Annotated in this window: 16 protein-coding genes and 1 pseudogene; 9 read left to right on the top strand and 8 right to left on the bottom strand. The window is 41.4% G+C overall.

The genetic code is table 11. From position 1 onward, the window contains the following. Window positions 1–56 precede the first annotated feature (56 nt). Both MHI08_RS03740 and MHI08_RS03735 read left to right on the top strand, forming a co-directional pair. Window positions 57–2,039 (top strand): LTA synthase family protein, encoded by a 1,983-nt coding sequence (locus tag MHI08_RS03740; RefSeq protein ID WP_342500006.1) that lies wholly within the window; start codon window positions 57–59, stop codon window positions 2,037–2,039. Window positions 2,040–2,137: 98 nt separating this feature from the next. Continuing rightward, window positions 2,138–2,716, top strand: a complete 579-nt coding sequence (locus MHI08_RS03735) for a YjgB family protein (protein ID WP_342500005.1) — start codon at window positions 2,138–2,140, stop codon at window positions 2,714–2,716. 44 nt (window positions 2,717–2,760) lie between these two features. On the opposite strand, the gene MHI08_RS03730 is transcribed toward MHI08_RS03735, so the two are convergent. Further along, on the bottom strand, window positions 2,761–3,264 hold the full coding sequence (locus MHI08_RS03730; protein ID WP_024426621.1) for a DoxX family protein: 504 nt from the start codon (window positions 3,262–3,264) through the stop codon (window positions 2,761–2,763). Window positions 3,265–3,459: 195 nt separating this feature from the next. Between MHI08_RS03730 and MHI08_RS03725 the strand changes: the two genes are divergently transcribed. Beyond that, the gene (locus MHI08_RS03725; RefSeq protein ID WP_041106285.1) at window positions 3,460–4,218 is read left to right on the top strand and encodes a DUF817 domain-containing protein; all 759 of its coding nucleotides are present in this window, start codon (window positions 3,460–3,462) and stop codon (window positions 4,216–4,218) included. Window positions 4,219–4,236: 18 nt separating this feature from the next. Here MHI08_RS03725 and nagE read toward each other — a convergent pair whose 3' ends face one another. Beyond that, entirely contained in the window at window positions 4,237–5,604 is a 1,368-nt protein-coding gene (gene nagE, locus MHI08_RS03720; RefSeq protein WP_202739308.1) for an N-acetylglucosamine-specific PTS transporter subunit IIBC, read from the bottom strand. 187 nt (window positions 5,605–5,791) lie between these two features. Between nagE and map the strand changes: the two genes are divergently transcribed. The 3 genes from map to MHI08_RS03705 all read left to right on the top strand — a co-directional run bounded on the left by map (window position 5,792) and on the right by MHI08_RS03705 (window position 7,097). Continuing rightward, a complete protein-coding gene (gene map, locus MHI08_RS03715; protein WP_326349923.1) occupies window positions 5,792–6,541 on the top strand; it encodes a type I methionyl aminopeptidase in 750 nt (249 codons plus the stop codon). 122 nt (window positions 6,542–6,663) lie between these two features. Further along, the gene (locus MHI08_RS03710) at window positions 6,664–6,825 is read left to right on the top strand and encodes a hypothetical protein (protein ID WP_087978305.1); all 162 of its coding nucleotides are present in this window, start codon (window positions 6,664–6,666) and stop codon (window positions 6,823–6,825) included. A gap of 134 nt (window positions 6,826–6,959) precedes the next feature. Continuing rightward, on the top strand, window positions 6,960–7,097 hold the full coding sequence (locus MHI08_RS03705) for a YflJ family protein (protein WP_064497716.1): 138 nt from the start codon (window positions 6,960–6,962) through the stop codon (window positions 7,095–7,097). A 40-nt stretch (window positions 7,098–7,137) separates the two neighbouring features. Here the strand turns inward: MHI08_RS03705 and MHI08_RS03700 are convergent, their stop codons facing one another. After that, window positions 7,138–7,788 (bottom strand): MOSC domain-containing protein, encoded by a 651-nt coding sequence (locus tag MHI08_RS03700; protein WP_073204264.1) that lies wholly within the window; start codon window positions 7,786–7,788, stop codon window positions 7,138–7,140. Window positions 7,789–7,910: 122 nt separating this feature from the next. On the opposite strand from MHI08_RS03700, the gene MHI08_RS03695 reads away from it, so the two are divergent. Further along, complete coding sequence (locus tag MHI08_RS03695; RefSeq protein ID WP_024426625.1) at window positions 7,911–8,183, top strand: acylphosphatase; 273 nt, start codon at window positions 7,911–7,913, stop codon at window positions 8,181–8,183. Window positions 8,184–8,447: 264 nt separating this feature from the next. Here MHI08_RS03695 and MHI08_RS03690 read toward each other — a convergent pair whose 3' ends face one another. Next, window positions 8,448–9,335: a LysR family transcriptional regulator gene (locus MHI08_RS03690; RefSeq protein WP_024426626.1), complete on the bottom strand. Its 888-nt coding sequence runs from the start codon at window positions 9,333–9,335 to the stop codon at window positions 8,448–8,450. 117 nt (window positions 9,336–9,452) lie between these two features. Between MHI08_RS03690 and MHI08_RS03685 the strand changes: the two genes are divergently transcribed. Further along, entirely contained in the window at window positions 9,453–10,862 is a 1,410-nt protein-coding gene (locus tag MHI08_RS03685; protein WP_326134668.1) for an MFS transporter, read from the top strand. Between the two features lie 309 nt (window positions 10,863–11,171). Here MHI08_RS03685 and MHI08_RS03680 read toward each other — a convergent pair whose 3' ends face one another. Both MHI08_RS03680 and MHI08_RS03675 read right to left on the bottom strand, forming a co-directional pair. Continuing rightward, window positions 11,172–12,278: a nitric oxide synthase oxygenase gene (locus MHI08_RS03680; RefSeq protein WP_171464052.1), complete on the bottom strand. Its 1,107-nt coding sequence runs from the start codon at window positions 12,276–12,278 to the stop codon at window positions 11,172–11,174. Between the two features lie 104 nt (window positions 12,279–12,382). Further along, window positions 12,383–12,940, bottom strand: a complete 558-nt coding sequence (locus MHI08_RS03675; protein WP_342500004.1) for a PadR family transcriptional regulator — start codon at window positions 12,938–12,940, stop codon at window positions 12,383–12,385. Between the two features lie 112 nt (window positions 12,941–13,052). Between MHI08_RS03675 and MHI08_RS03670 the strand changes: the two genes are divergently transcribed. Continuing rightward, entirely contained in the window at window positions 13,053–13,538 is a 486-nt protein-coding gene (locus MHI08_RS03670) for a phenolic acid decarboxylase (RefSeq protein ID WP_008341777.1), read from the top strand. Between the two features lie 71 nt (window positions 13,539–13,609). Here the strand turns inward: MHI08_RS03670 and MHI08_RS03665 are convergent. After that, window positions 13,610–15,234, bottom strand: a pseudogene (locus MHI08_RS03665) (M14 family metallocarboxypeptidase). 177 nt (window positions 15,235–15,411) lie between these two features. Further along, window positions 15,412–16,710 (bottom strand): citrate:proton symporter, encoded by a 1,299-nt coding sequence (locus MHI08_RS03660; RefSeq protein WP_024426631.1) that lies wholly within the window; start codon window positions 16,708–16,710, stop codon window positions 15,412–15,414. Between the last annotated feature and the right edge of the window lie 181 nt (window positions 16,711–16,891).

Here is a 16,891-nt window from a genome sequence, read left to right as displayed (position 1 = left end):
TGGTTCGTTTTCTTTCGTTCCGCCTCTTCCGTTTAACGGAGAAAAGGAGTGTTTATATGAAAACATTTATTCAAAAAAGAGGTCTCGGCTTCTTTCTGATTGCAGCCACCTTACTATGGCTCAAAACGTATTCAGCGTATTTAATCGAATTTAAACTTGGTATATCAAATGTGCTTCAGCATATTTTGCTTTTCGTGAATCCTATTAGCTCCAGCTTGTTCTTTCTTGGCTTTGCTTTATTGTTCAAGAAAAAATGGCAGCCTGCCGCTATCATTGTGATTCACTTTTTCATGTCTTTTTTACTATACGCAAACATCGTGTACTATCGATTCTTCAATGACTTTATCACGCTGCCTACAGTGATGCAGGCAGGAACGAATGGCGGACAATTAGGTGATAGTGCATTTTCACTCATGCGTTGGACTGATGTGTTTTACTTTATTGATACAATCATTTTGATTGTACTTGCAGTCCGCATGAAAAGGCAGCAGCAAACAAGTACAGCCACTGTACCTGTTCAAAAGTCAAAATCGTTTAGACTCGTCCTTGTGTCCTCTGTTGTGATCTTTGTTTTAAACTTAGTGGCTGCAGAGATCGATCGTCCAGAGCTTTTATCAAGATCGTTCGACCGCAATTATTTAGTTAAATATTTAGGTGCTTATAACTTTACTGTGTTTGATGCCATTCAAAATGTGAAATCAAACAGCCAGCGTGCTCTGGCAAATTCAAATGACGTGACAGATGTAGAGAACTATTTAAAAGCGAACAGCGCTGATCCTAACCCTGCTTATTACGGGAAAGCGAAAGGCATGAACGTCATTACAATTTCTCTTGAATCTCTGCAAAACTTTGTCATTGATTATAAGGTGAATGGAAAAGAAGTAACGCCATTCCTTAATTCATTGGCACACGACAACAAAACGTTTTACTTTGATAATTTCTTCCATCAAACAGGACAGGGAAAAACGTCTGATGCTGAATTTATGATGGATACTGGGTTATTCCCATTATCACAGGGCTCTGTTTTTATTAACAAAGCGCAAAACACATATCAAGCACTTCCTGGTATTTTGAAGAAGGATCAATATACGTCAGCAGAATTCCATGGCAATACGAAAACCTTCTGGAACCGTAATGAAATGTTTAAATCCTTTGGATATGACAGATTTTACGATTCTGAGTACTACGATATGAACGAGCAGGATACGAAGAACTATGGACTGAAAGACAAACCGTTCTTCAAAGAATCCATGCCAATCCTTAAAAACATGAAGCAGCCGTTTTATTCGAAATTCATTACATTATCGAACCATTTCCCATTTGGAATGGATGAAGGTGATACTGATTTCGAACCTGGTGATTTCGGTGACTCTGTCGTAGATAACTACTTCCAATCGGCTCATTATTTAGATGAAGCGCTTGAACAGTTCTTCAACGATTTGAAAAAGTCAGGTCTCTATGACAACACAGTCGTCATTATGTACGGAGATCATTACGGTATTTCTGAAAATCATAATGAAGCGATGGAAAAAGTGACAGGGCAAAAAATCGGAGATTATGAAAATGCGCAGCTCATGCGTGTGCCGCTCTTTATCCATGTTCCTGGCGTAAAAGGCGGACAGATTCATAAATACTCTGGTGAAGTCGATGTCGCACCAACTCTTCTGCACCTGCTTGGCGATGATACGAAGAACTATTTAATGTCTGGTTCTGATATCTTATCGAAGAACTTTAAAGAGCTTGTGCCATTTAGAAATGGTGACTTCGTGTCTAAGGACTACACAAAAGTAGGCAATAACTATTACAGCAACAAAACAGGCGAGAAAATCGAGCCAACTGACAAGGCATCACAAGAAAATGAAACGGTGAAAAAGATGCTGGAGACATCTGATAAGATTGTCACCGAAGATTTACTCCGTTTCTACAAGCCTAAAGGCTTTACACCGATTGACCGCAACGACTATGACTATACAAAGAAAGTACAGGATGAAAAGGATTCCTCTTCCGCCAAAGATGAATCCAGCTCTTCTTCAAAATAACGTTCTCATGCTAAGAACCAGCCGATCCTTGATCAGCTGGTTCTTTTCACGTTTGATCATGATGGCACCGGGTATAGGAGAAGAAGGAGGGATTTATCATGAAGAAAACAGCAGCTTTTGTCGTGACTGCCTCACTTGCTTCGTCTGCCCTATTCGGTTTCAACCCTGCTGTCTCAGCACACGCCATGGCCGCAGAGCAATCCGTTCCTCAAGGTCCAAAAGCCGCGCTTAACAGTATTTATAAGCTGGCACATAAAGGACAAATGCCCTACTATGCGAAGGGCCTGAAAATAGGCGTTCAAACAAAAAAAGACGTTCATCATAAGCTCGGAAATCCATATCCAGAAACAGGTCAAAGCAGCTTTGATTTGTATCATGCGGAAATGGGAAATCCCGGATTTGCTTTTCACTATGATGCAAAAGGCAAAATTGATGAAATCCGTTATTTCGGTACAAATGTAGAAAAAGAAACAAATATCGGCGGTATGACCCCTTCGTTACTAAAGAAACAGCTTGGACCAGCGGATTCAGTGAGCACCATTCCGCAGACAAAAGAGAAAAAATATGTGTATCAAACCGGTGATTATGAACTCGAATTTATAGTAGGCCATGATCCAGATATGAGTCAGCATGAGCTCACCGTCCTGCATATCAACCTCATTAAAGCCGATTCTTAAATAAAAAAGCATCCTGAGCGTTTACTCAGGATGCTTTTCTTTTATTATGATGCCACTTCTAACTGCGGTTTTCTTTTCAGTTTTCGTTTGAGGACTGGACCTGCTACATAATCAAGACCAAGTTTTCCGGCATTTCCTTTCGCTGCCATGATGAAGACTGCGATCAGAAGAAGCAGCGGGTTCACAGAGACGGTTCCAGCTAGTAAGAAAGAGACATTCATCACGCTTCCAAAAAAGGCTGCCGTTGTTGTGAATAATCCAACAATTAATCCTAGGCCTACTAAGATTTCTCCCCACATGACCATGGCACTGAATAGTCCGGCATTTGGCAAAGCGACATTTTCTAAAAACCATACATAGAACGGATACACAAGATGACCATCTTTGACGACAGGTTCAGATATCGCAAATTGCAAATAGCCTGATGCATCAAATCCACCTGTTAGTTTTCCAATACCAGATGTCAGCCAAGTCCATCCGATATAAAGTCTTGCTGCCAAAAGGATAACGGCTGCCCATACATTCGTTTGTAAGAATTTTGTAAACATGATGATGCCTCCTTTTAAATTATGTGAAATATTTCATATTTTCTTTATGATCTTATTATACTATTCTATATCTAATTTGTGATCTTTTTCACATATATATTCACAAATTGTTCATGAATATCTAGTTGAGGTAAACTTTTCCCTTGCTAAAACCGTCTAAGTCATTTCAGACAATAAAAAGGGGTTTAATTTTGTATGAAAACACTATTTCATTTTGCTTATTTACAGGCCATCTCATGTCTATTCCCCGTCATGATCTTTGCGGCGCTTGCCCTATCAAAGACGGTGTCTATTCCTTTTCTTCACCGGTATGATTTCATTCTACTGCTTTGCATCGCAGCTCAGATCCTGATGCTGACGCTGCGGTTGGAGACTTGGGCGGAGCTAAAGGTCATTTGTCTATTTCATCTCATAGGAATCTGTTTAGAAGTGTATAAAGTACATATGGGCTCTTGGTCCTATCCAGAAGAAGCTTATACAAAAATATTTGGGGTTCCACTTTATAGCGGCTTTATGTATGCAAGTGTGGCTAGTTATATTTATCAGGCATTTTCACGACTTCATGTAAAAGTGGCCGACTGGCCTCATCCATTTCTTTCAATTGGCATCAGTTTGTGCATTTATCTCAATTTCTTTACGCATCACTGGCTCTATGATGTCAGGTGGTGGCTGACATGTCTGCTTGTTGTTGTGTTTCGGAAAACGTCGGTTTCGTTTCAGGTTGGTCCATCTTCCTTTCGAATGCCGCTTGTTGTTTCATTTCTCCTGATTGGCTTTTTTATTTGGATTGCCGAAAATGTCACCACCTTTTTAGGCGCATGGCAATATCCAAATCAGCAGCATGCTTGGTCCATTGTTCATCTAGGGAAAATTAGCTCATGGTTCTTACTCGTTGTGATCAGTATTGTGCTAGTGATCGAACAGCGTAAACAAAAAAACGTTCAGCCCATTTGACCTGGCTGAACGCTTTTTTTAATCTCGATCGACTTCCTTACGGAGATCATCTGCGACAAATTCTACATTCGTTCCAATAATAATTTGTACGGATGTTTTTCCAGAAGTCAGCACCCCTTTGGCACCTGCTTTTTTCAATGTAGCTTCATTTAATAAATTAGTATCCTCTACTGTTAAGCGAAGACGTGTGGCACAATGATCAATCGTGGTGATATTGTCTTTGCCGCCAAGCCCCTCTACGAGCACACTCGCTCCTCCTGCCGTCACCGCATCATCCGCTGCGATATCTTCCATGTCATCATCTTCCCTGCCTGGTGTTTTCAGCTTTAATAGTTTAATGAGGAAATAGAAAACGACAAAGTACACGACGCCATAAATGATTCCTACTACAAGAAGCAAGATCGGTTTTTGCGCAATACCGAAGCTTAAGACGTAATCAATCGCACCTGCTGAAAAGGCAAATCCGCTATGAATCCCAAGAGTGTTCACAATAAAAAGCGAAAGCCCCGTCAAAATAGCATGGACACCATATAAAAGGGGTGATAAAAACATAAAAGAAAATTCAATTGGTTCAGTGATCCCTGTTATAAATGATGTAAGTGCCATCCCAATCATCAGACCAGCTGTTGCTTTTCGTTTCTCAGGTTTTGCAGTTACAACCATGGCTAGACATGCCGCTGGCAGACCAAACATCATCACTGGGAAGAATCCGGTCATAAAGACACCCGCGCTTGGATCTCCTTTAAAGAATCGCGCTAAATCCCCTGTTGCCCCGCTGAATTCACCGAATTGAAACCAAAATAAGTTATTCAAGACATGGTGAAGTCCTAATGGAATGAGCAATCGGTTAAAGAAACCAAACAGCCCTGCACCTGTTGCACCTAGACTTAAAATCCATTCTCCTAAATCATTGATTACACTTTGAATCGGCGGCCATACATAACCGAAAACGGCTGCTAATAGAATGGTGAAAAGTGCGGTCATTATAGGCACAAGCCGCCTTCCGCTAAAGAAACCTAAGTATTCCGGCAGTTTCGTATCCTTAAATTTATTGTAAACATAACCTGCCAAAAGCCCGCATAAAATACCGCCCAATACCCCCATATTGTTGGTTGAGTTAATCGACGTTGTACCGGCTGACAAAATAAAATAAGAGATCGCTCCTGATAATGCCGCTGCCCCGTTCCCATCCTTTGAAATACCAATCGCTACACCCATTGCAAAAATTAAAGCCAAGTTCGCAAAAATTGCATTCCCTGCCGCATGAATAAACGGGATATTGAATACATCCTCCCGCCCAATGGCCAAAATAATCCCTGCTGCTGGAAGTACAGCGATTGGAAGCATAAATGATTTTCCTAGCTTTTGAAAAAACTGAAACACCATCTGATTTCCCCCCTTTGTCATCATCATGACCAAATCATTCATGATGTTCATAAAAAATATATCATATGCACGTCTAGTTATCTATACCAATTTGTCCACATTCATTTGAATTCCGCTCTTTACTCTTTTTGCGTAAAATGTGGTAAGCTATTGAATAGAATGAAGATATAGAAAGCAGGAATGAACAGTGATTGTCAAACATGATCATGAGTTAGAAGCCTTAAAAAAAGTCGGCCGAATTGTCGCTTTGGCAAGAGAAGAAATGAAAAGCCAAGCGACACCAGGCATGTCTACAAAAGAATTAGATTTGATTGGGAAAAAAATATTAGAAGAACATGGGGCCAATTCAGCACCTGAAAAGGAATATGACTTCCCTGGTACCACTTGTATCAGCGTGAACGATGAAGTTGCACACGGTATCCCTAGTGAAACAACCATTTTACAAGAGGGCGACCTCGTGAACATTGATATCTCAGCAGAACTGGACGGCTATTATTCCGATACAGGCATTTCATTTGTTTTAGGTACAGGTGATGCTCGTCTTGAAGCATTATGTAAGTGTGCGGAGGATGCGTTCCTTGAAGGATTAAAGCATGCAAAAGCCGGTAAAAGACAAAACCAAATTGGCCGTGCGGTCTACAATACAGCGAAAGAACAAGGATTTACCGTCATTAAAAACCTGACAGGACACGGCATTGGGAAGAATCTGCATGAAGCACCTAACCATATCTTGAACTACTATGATCCATTCGATAATGCTTTGTTTAAAAATGGCACAGTCATTGCCTTTGAACCTTTCATTTCAACAAATGCTGAATCGATTTATCAGGCTGATGATGGCTGGACATTTAAAACACCAGATAAAAGTCTAGTCGCACAGATTGAACATACGATTGTGATCACTAAAGACGAACCGATTATTTTAACAAAGCTGTAAGCAGCGGGTCCCCTCCTCCACTGGAGGGGATTTTTTCATGCCCGTTTCACGAATCTGTCACGACTAAACAAAAATGCCTGTGGTAAAATAGGCAAAGATATGCGAAAGGGGTCTTATTTGATATGTGGTTCATCATCATAGGTGTTATCTTTTTCATCGAAAGTATTATCTTAACGGTTGTAGGGATTAAGAAAAAACAATCCATGATGACCTATCTTGGTGTTGTCATCATGATTATGACGGTCGGCATGATCCTCGTTACCCTCAACCCGCCAAATTCATAAATCAATATTTCCAGCATATACATGGATCATAGGCAGATAGAATCAGTTTTCATTTCTTGACACCTGCACGCTTTTCACGTCCTTTTTTGAGATGTTACAATGCAGGCAGTTTCAATTGAAAGGAGTTTTCTATCATGCATTATGGTAGCAAAGGCTGGTATGTCGAAGAATTAAAGAAGCTTGGTGTGACTAAGCATGAAGGAAGAAAGCTTCAAAGCTTAAAAACATATTTCCTTGCAAATCTTCTTGAGCAAAAGAAACGCAGCTCATAAACGCTGAAAAGCCGTACATCTTAATGATGTACGGCTTTTTTTAAATGTGCTGAATTCGTTTTTCTAAAGACTTCCTCACCACATCTGCTAAAGCATCTACTTCAAGAACGGCTTTCAGTCTCTCTGGACTTGTTTGACGATATTTGACTTCATTGACCTCATGGACCGTAATGTGATGGGACGCTTTTTCTACTAGTACAAGCGATGCATCAGGCGGCACCATGCCTTCTTTCAATACACGTAAATAAAAGCCTGTATACCCTGTTTTTTGCACTTCCTTTACAAGCTTCATGTTGCCATGCTTAAGAGACAATTTCACACATGGCTGTCTTGGCTGGCTCACCTCAACAAATGCATCTCCAAGCTGAAACACATCGCCAATATGCACATTCGTTTCGACTAGCTGGCGTACTGTTACATTCTCGCCAAAGGCAGCTTCCTGTAATGGTACCCCTAAAAATTGTTCAAAGTGAGCATAATGATCATACGGAAAGACGCAGACGGCTTTATCATAACCCCCATGATGAACCAAATCCCCCTGACCATCTCCTTCAAAATTGATCTGACTTAAATACACAGGCTCATGAATGCGCCTTTTGTTGATGGCTGTTTTGATTTCTTTTCCATTCGCATATGTAATGATAGGTTGTCCCACTTGGATTCCTTCTATGTCGTATCTCTTTTGTCCCACGATGGCCATCTCCTTTGGTTGTCTACTGACCTTTATTTTACATCGTTTGACAATCAAATCATAGTCGAGGCGTGAAGATCAGATGCAGGCTATGGTACGATGTGAAAAAAGGAGAGATGACCATGATTCATTATCACGCCATTGTAAAAGGACGTGTGCAAGGAGTCGGCTTTCGTTATTTTGTTCAGGGAGAAGCCGTCAATCGTGGAATGAAAGGCTGGGTACGCAACACAGATGAAGGTCATGTCGAGTTAAAGGTAGAGGGTGAGCAGCAGAAAGTGATTGATTTCTTAGAGACTGTCCGGAAAGGAAGTCCTTTTTCAAAAGTCACCGACATGCAAATGGAGCCGCTCACCGAGCTTGCTCATTATCAGGATTTTCGAATACGGTCATAAAAAACCTAGCTATATGTAAACATTATTCCTATTCATGATAGTTAGACGGAACTTTCGTATTATATAGTTCAGCCAGAACTTTCTGGTTGAACTTTTTTTATTTAGATTTAATCTATCAGTAGCCAGGCTAGAACGTACGGAGGCGTGGGACATTGATTCCGTCAAGTAAACTGTTCATCACCATCTACTTGTAGAAATATGTTTGAGGCTGGTTGGGACTTAGACCTCGTAAAAACATCGAATCGGTACGAGTCATGCATAAGATTAATTGGACTGGTTCGATATTGCCTCAAAATAGTCTAGAACTACTTTACGGAATTCCAATGAAGCTTGCGTCATGTATCGACTTGTATGCCATAATAAAGCGATATCACGTACAAGTTCATGATTCTCAACTTGCAAATATTTAATCTTTCCCCATGATATTTTTGCTGTGCTTGGTATGAAGGCAAGTCCAATTTCAGCTTCTACAAGACTGATCAAACGTGTAGGTTCATCGCCCTCATACACATATTTAAGGTCAATTCCAGCCGATTTGCATACAGAGTCTACTAAATCACGAGTGCCGTATCCTCTTTTCATACCGACAAAGCATTCATCCTTAAGTTCTGTTAAACATACGCTAGTTCGGTCTGCCAGTCGATGCCCATTAGGAACTGCTACAAGAATGGGATCAACAAAGACAACTTGACATTCGATGTCTTCCCCTTGAAAAGGAGAGGACGACAAGCAAAAATCGACTTCGCCTCGATGTAAAAGCGTGACCATTTCCAGTGTGGTCAGCATTTGCACATGAAATTGGATATTAGGACGTTTTTTACGAAACTCTCGCATAATCTGAGGCAAAGTGCTTGCTGTGGTTACCGCAAGCTTTAGTGTGCCAGATTCTCCTCTAGACAAATCGCTAATCTCCTGTTTTCCCTGTTCCAACTCAAACAAAGCCCTTTCCGCGCGACGAATGAATTTGTTGCCAAATTCATTTAAACGCAGTTTCCTGCCTGTGCGATCAAATAAAGGCACCCCTAAATCTTCTTCCAGACGCTGAATCGTTTTGCTTAGCGACGATTGCGTAACGTGGAGGCTTCGTGCAGCTTCAGTTACATGCTCTAATCGAGCTACCTCTAGAAAATATTGTAGTTGAAGGAGTTCCATTTCATTTTCTCTCCAATCATTCCTTTTGGTCAATGATATCATAACTTTAAATGCGTTGGAATGAATGTAAAATGCCAAGTAAGATATCAATGTAACAAATTTAAAGGGGGAGAAAAAATGAATTCTCGTAGCAGATGGTTAATGATATCCGTTGGACTTGGAATATTATTAAACCCTTTAAATTCATCAATGATTTCTGTTGCTATTGCTAGGTTGCAACATGTGTATAGCATTGATTTTACTGCTGTTTCCTGGATTGTGTTTTCATTTTATATCGCTAGTGCTATCGCCCAACCTGTCATGGGGAAGGCTAGTGATTTATTCGGCCGGAGGAAGATATTTCTGGCTGGTCTTGTTGTATCCTTAGTTTCTTCTATTCTGGCTCCATTTTCTCCAAATTTCGGATGGCTTATTGTGTTCAGAATCGTACAATCCATCGGAACTAGTATGCTGATTGCAGTTGGAACAGCTATAGTACGCATTCATATTACAGAAAAGCAATCAGATGCTTTAGCAGGTTTATCAATTTTCCTATCCGGTGCGGCAGCTATAGGACCTTTTGCCGGAGGAGTACTTATTCAATGGTGGGACTGGCCAGCGATCTTCATCGTCAATACCCCGTTTGTAGTGGCGAGCTTTATATTAGCTTGGAAAATGATTCCTAATGATGAACCAGCAGCAACGGTTTCATGTGACATGTCGTTTCGAAAATTACTGGGTGTGATTGATGTGCCAGGAATTCTGCTCTTTGCGGTGGGTCTGATTGCCCTTCTAGTTGGCTTGCTGGCAGCGAAGTCATCTGGGCATTTCTCTATGTGGAATATCGTTGTTGTGCTAATCGGGCTCGTTGCGGTGGGAATATTCGTGCGACATGAGCTAAAAACAGTGTCGCCATTTATTCCTTTACGCACCTTCGCCAAATATCCAGGGATGACTTGGGTCAATATACAATACTTGCTAGTTAACTTCCTTTATTATTCACTCTTTTTTGGGATTCCATCATACCTGCAAATGGTACGTCATATCAGTGAATTCCAGACAGGGATTCTTATGTTAACCTTGGGCTTGAGCTCGATTATAGCTTCGCCAATAGCAGGGAAATGGGTCGGTAAATCAGGACCCAGACCTGCATTGATTGTATCCTCATTACTGATGGTAGTAGGGGCAGTGTGGATCGTGACATGGACGCAAAGTTCACCAGTCATCAGTGTGTGCCTGGCGTTAGCCGCATTCGGTTTTAGCAACGGGCTAAACGCTGTTGGTATGCAGGCAGCTTTGTTTAAAAGCTCTCCAAAAGAAATTGCAGGTGTAGCATCTGGCTTATTTAATACATCAAGATACTTGGGTACAATTTTATCTTCACTGTTGACAGGTATCATTATGGGAGGTGCGTTCACCTTTACAGGATTCCGATTGCTGGGGGTTTTCCTAACGGTCATTGCATTGGTCTTAGTATTTATAAGTCTGCGGCTCAGATATTCTGAGCAATTGGATGAACCGAGTACAAGCAATTCAAACAAAAAATAAAAATTGGAGTTGAATGTTATAACAACTGTTAATATCAAGGAATGGTCCTCATGGGAGCAAACTTGGCAGGGAATGCAAAAGGATAAACAGCCTCAGGGTGAGAAAGTCATCCAGAAGTGGAATGCGAGAGCGCAAACTTTCGCCCATTGTTGTAGTAAGGAAGAGATCTTTTGTGGTCATCATAAATAAATAAAAAGGGATAGATATCTATCCCTTTTGTTTTAATCAATTTAAATGTTCAACATCATATGAGAGGACACATGTATTATGATAAAAGACATCTTTTTATGGAATTACATATAGCTCTCGCTAGGCTTTTTCTGTCCTGTGATAGGGCTTTTCCTGATAAAAATAGTTTGGTTTCACAATGGTATTGTCGTAATGCTTGTGGAATATGTGGGTAGCAGCTGGTGATACTGGCGGAATCAGCCATGTCCAGTCCCCGGTCAGCTTGCGTTCAGCCTTTTCTTCCTGTTTTTCAAACTGCTTAAATTGATGTGCTGCTGTATGGTGATCGACAATGGTTACCCCTGCTTCGCGATAAGAATGGAGAACCGCCACGTTCAATTCGACAATGGCTTTATCCTTCCAAAGGGACGAATTCTTGGTTGTGTCCAGTCCTAAAAGAGAAGCGACTTTTTTCAGCATATTGTAGCGGTTTTCATCCGCTAGGTTACGTGCGCCAATTTCTGTGCCCATATACCAGCCATTAAATGGTGCAGCATTGTAATGAATACCGCCAATCTCTAATTTCATATCAGCAATAATCGGGACCGCATACCATTTTAGTCCCAAATCACGGAATCCATCATATTCAGGATGGGTGATCTCTACCTCTTGGACGATTTCTTTCGGAAGCTCATACAGAACAGGCGGCTGACCTTTAAGCTGAAACATGAGAGGCAGAATATCAAAATGTGTGCCCTCCCCTTTCCAGCCATGTTCTTCACATAATTTTGTTAATTCAAGAGATGCCTCGTCGCCGATGATGCCGTATTCCGTTTCATAGCCTGCATAACGAACGAGCTGATGATTATAAATGACGACTTCCTTCTGTCTGTTTTTCTCTGGGGGAAAGATCGTAATGGACGGTTTGATTTTCCCGCCATTTGTCGCATACTCAATATGATGAAAGAGCGCCTCCTTCACCTCATCCTCTGTCTTTACATGCCGGCAGTCATGCACTTGCAGGGTCGACCAAAACAAACGGCCAATGCAGCGGTTACTGTTGCGCCATGCCATTTTCGCCCCGTGAGCTAATTCCTCTAGTGTATGCGTATAAATTCCTTCAGACTCAATTTCTTTTTTTATTTCATGCAGACGTGCTGCTTTCTCTTCATTTGACTTGTTTAATTCTTCATAGCATACAGAAATAAAAGCTTCTGCTTCATTCCACAACGCTTCTTGATTACTCAAACATACTCGCCTCACTTTAATACGAATATATCCATTGTAGCGGTTTCTATTGATAAATTCACTCGTTTCAAACCATTTTTTATCAAATCATCCGACCATTGTCCTTAGATCATAGATGAATCAATTCGTTTAAGGGTCTTTTGGAGCCAGCGTACATAGCCTTTTTCCCTTTCGATTGCCCTTGTCAGCACTAAGTAATGCCCAAATTGCGCTGAATGCAGTGATCCAGCAGAAGGGTCTTCCTCTGTCAAAGCGTGCAGCTTTTGTTCCAGCACATCTACTTTCTTGGTGCGCTCTAAAAGTTGATAGGCAAACAGGTCAGCCGCTTCTTCTTTGTCCATGGAGGAGATGAAAAATGTTTTGAGCATGAATTCATCCTTTGTTGTTTCCGGAATCGGATCTTTTGTTCTTAACCACTGACGCAATTCTTCTTTTCCTGCCGCTGTGATTTGATAGACCTTCTTCTCCAGCTTTTTTCCTTGTATGTGAATATCAAATTCAATAAACCCTTCCTCTGTGAGACGCTTCAGCTCAGGGTAAATCTGACTGTGCTTCGCACTCCAAAACTGTCCAAGGGAATCCTTAAAATGTTTCGTGATATCATATCCCGTCAGCTCATGCTGATCCAGCAAGCCAAGAATGGCATATTTTAGTACTCTCATGATGGGCCTCCAACGCTTATTCTTTGACAATAGTATATCATAGACTTTAAAATAAACATGTAAATCACAACATGTTTGAAAAAACATCATTCTAATGAAAGAAGGAATAAACATGGATCAATTCGTTGGACTTCATATGATTTATACGTATGAAAATGGCTGGGAATATGAGATTTACATTAAAAACGATCACACCATTGATTACCGCATTCATAGCGGAATGGTTGGAGGACGCTGGGTCCGTGATCAAGAAGTAAATATTGTGAAGCTGACAAAAGGCGTATACAAAGTCTCTTGGACAGAACCAACTGGGACAGACGTCTCTCTGAACTTTATGCCTGAAGAAAAACGCATGCATGGCGTCATCTTCTTCCCTAAATGGGTGCATGAACGTCCAGACATCACCGTCTGCTATCAAAATGACTACATCGATCTCATGAAAGAATCTCGTGAAAAATACGAAACCTATCCGAAATATGTTGTCCCAGAATTTGCGGACATTACGTATATCCATCATGCAGGTGTGAATGACGAAACCATTATCGCAGAAGCCCCATATGAAGGCATGACAGATGAAATAAGAGCTGGACGAAAATAAAAAAGCGGCACGCCTAGTGCCGCTTTAGATTGGTGAAAAAGGGCTAAAATGATCTTTATTTTAGCCTTTTTTTATTGAATGCCTAACGTCTTTTGAGGAAGCACGAAACGATAGACTGGCAGTTCATCACCTGTTTTTGAAGCAATAAACCCTGATGACATACCTTTGATTCTGGTTCAAGGGCAAGTGAGAGCAAATTGGTTTGCGGCTGTGCCGTGACATATACCTTTGTTCCTTTTGGCAGCTGACGTTTCTTGTCAACGAGTTTTGTTTCAAGCTGAATATCTGTTTTGCTCTTTTCCTCTCGCTTTGTCACCTGATAGGCTTGTACCGGCACTTTCATGCCAGCCGGCAATGTGACACTTTTTAATCCTAATGTTCTGAGTTTCTTTTCTACTCCTTCATGCCCCGGAAGAATGAGATAAGCTGTCGGCCGTTCTCTTGTTAAAACAGGAACAGCATCGCTCGCACTATGAAAGCGTACAGGAACTTGAGTCGTTTGTCCCTTCTCAATATCAACCATTTCCAGCGAGTCATTGACAGGTGCTTGGAAATCATCTTGAATGACCACTTGATCATCATCATTTGGCTGCAGTCCTTTTTTGACCAGCTTCAACCGCTCCGTCACCATTTGCTGCTTCACCTGTTTCGCATGTTTCACCGTGGTCTCAATGATTTTTTCATGGGTGGCTACTTGCGCAGCGACGCGGCGGGCAAAATCCTCTCTTCCAATCCCAATCCCTCTGCTTTCTACAAGAAATGACAGGGCTGGCGAAAGTGCAAGGGCATTACGGCCAATTCGCGCATCCGTACCACCTTCATAGATGTCGATCTTTCCATCCTTTCCTCTTGTGTTTGTATAATACAAATCGTTAGAAAATCCTTTATTCGTCAGCGTTTCACGAACTCCATTAACGTATAACTCATTTGATGTCAGCCGGATGCTTTCAGGAATGTTTAAATTCTTCCCTGAAAGAATAAGCAAATCATGATATTTGAGAGCGCCTGATGAACCGATATTTTCAAACTGCTTTTGACCCACATCGTATTCATGGGCATCAATAACTACCTCTGGCGCATACCGATTAAATTCTTGATGCAGGGCTGACAGTTCTGGAGATTCTAATGTCATATGATCACGGTTTCCGTCTAATCCGTTTGCCAGTCTGCGGTCAAACGCATAAGAACCATCAGGATTGATTCTTGGAACAATGATGATATTGACATGATTGAGTATACGCTCTCCTTCTTCACCTGCTAATCGTTTTGCAATGACGAGAGCAGATTCACCGGAGGCTGGTTCATTTCCGTGTATTTGTGCTTGGAGCCAGATGGTTGGCTTTTTTGAAAGTGGAGTAATGGAGCGATCCTTTGTAAAGTACAGGGCCGGAATGGACCTGCCTTCAATGGATGTTCCAATCTGTTTCTGAGTGGCATATGGGCTTTTGCGGACAATGTCTTTTAAGAAAGCTTGAAGCTCTTCTTGTGTCGTAAATGCTTCTCCTTTTTTCTGAAAGGCAGGGGTTTCAAACGTCTCGCCAGGCTTAGGATATAGCTTTTTCACTGAAGCCGGCTGTTCATAACTCTTTCCATAATAAGGGGTTTCTGCATGAGCTGAAGCTGGGCTCACCATCGACAAACTGCCTGCCAAGAGGCATGCAGCAGCAAAAAGAATCGTGCCTTTTCGTTTGGACATGCTATCCTCTCCCTTCAATGATTTGCATTATAAAGAAAAAAACAGAAAAAGTGTCAGTATTTTTCAAAAATAAACCTTTTGGAGGAACAGGCATATCTTTGTCTAGGGCAAATGAATGGAGCCTGCCCGGCAATATGACCTAAAAAAAGTGCCTGCCCGCAGCAGACACTTTTTTATTTACCAGATGGAAATGGCCCCAATGAGAACCGCCACGACGGTCATAGCGACGACTGCCAGCACCGCCCATTTCATCCCAAATTTCTGATGCTGATCCAGTGATACGCCAACAAGTCCAACAAGTAAATGAGTCGATGGAACAAGTGGACTTAACATATGAATCGGCTGACCAATAATAGAGGCTCTCGCAATCTCAATTTTATCGACACCGTATGCTGCCGCTGTTTCTGATAGGATCGGCAGTACGCCATAAAAGTATGCATCATTCGGCATAAAGAAAGTAAAGATCCCGCTAGTTAATGCGACAATGACTGGAATAAAGCCGCCAAGCTGCTCTGGAATTGCAGATACAATCGAAATCGCCATTTCATCGACCATTTTCGTTCCAGTTAGAATACCTGTAAAAACACCTGCCGCAAAAATCATCGAAGCAATGGCTAAAACGTTTGTTGAGTGAGCGGCAATTCGCTCACGCTGCTGATCTAAGTTCGGATAGTTCACGATAATTGCCACACAGAAAGCAAGAACAAATAGAACAGTTAAGCTGACTTTACCTGATACAAGCAGCAGCACCAATAACAAAGTCAGCGCCAGGTTAAACCACCAAAGCTTCGGCCGTTTGATGTCATCTTGCAGTGCCGCTGCCATTTCATTTGCATGAATCGGCTGGTCAAGTTCAATCACACCAAGGCGTTTTCTTTCGGCTTTTCCAAGAAAATAAGCAACAATAATCATACTGAGAACCCCTGCACCAATGACTGGAATCATCGGTCCAAATAAAAGTGAAGGGTCAACGCCAAGTGCACTTGCCGCTCTAGGTGTAGCTCCTCCCCATGGAATTGTATTCATAATTCCCATGCCAACCCCGGCAATACCCGCTAAAATAATTGGACGGATGCCAAGCAGCGTAAATAGTGGAAGCATCGCTGTTGTTGTAATCATATACGTTGTTGTTCCATCACCATCAAGTGCAACAAGCATCGTCAGGACAGCTGTTCCGACCACGATTTTTAATGGATCGCCTTTAACGATTTTTAAAATTTTTGCCACCATTGGATCAAATAAACCCGCATCAATCATAATGCCAAAGTACAAAATCGCAAACATGATCATGACCGCTGTTGGTGCGACTTGCTGCACGCCTTTGACAATCATGTCTGAAATTTCAGTAAAATGAAAACCTGCAATAAGAGCAAATGCAATCGGTGTTAACACCAATGCCGTTAAAACAGACATACGTTTCGTCATAATCAAAACCATAAATACAATCATCATAAGAAATCCTAAGATTGCTAACATATTGTTCACCCCTTGTGTTGTATACGCTTTCATTAATGTGTTGGTATCCCATTTCCAACCCTTTTTGTCATCATATCTGAGGTGAGAATTGAAGTAAATATTATGAATTTTAATTCTTTTTCGGTCGATAAATGCTTTTTGTTCATTTTGTTCAAACATTGGGCTTTTTTGATTCCATGAA

Origin of the sequence: Bacillus sp. FSL M7-0791, assembly GCF_038627085.1 — a bacterium.
Taxonomy (GTDB): Bacteria; Bacillota; Bacilli; order Bacillales; family Bacillaceae; genus Bacillus; species Bacillus safensis.
Note: the sequence above shows the minus strand (reverse complement) of the source record. Positions and strands in the feature narration are given on the sequence as shown.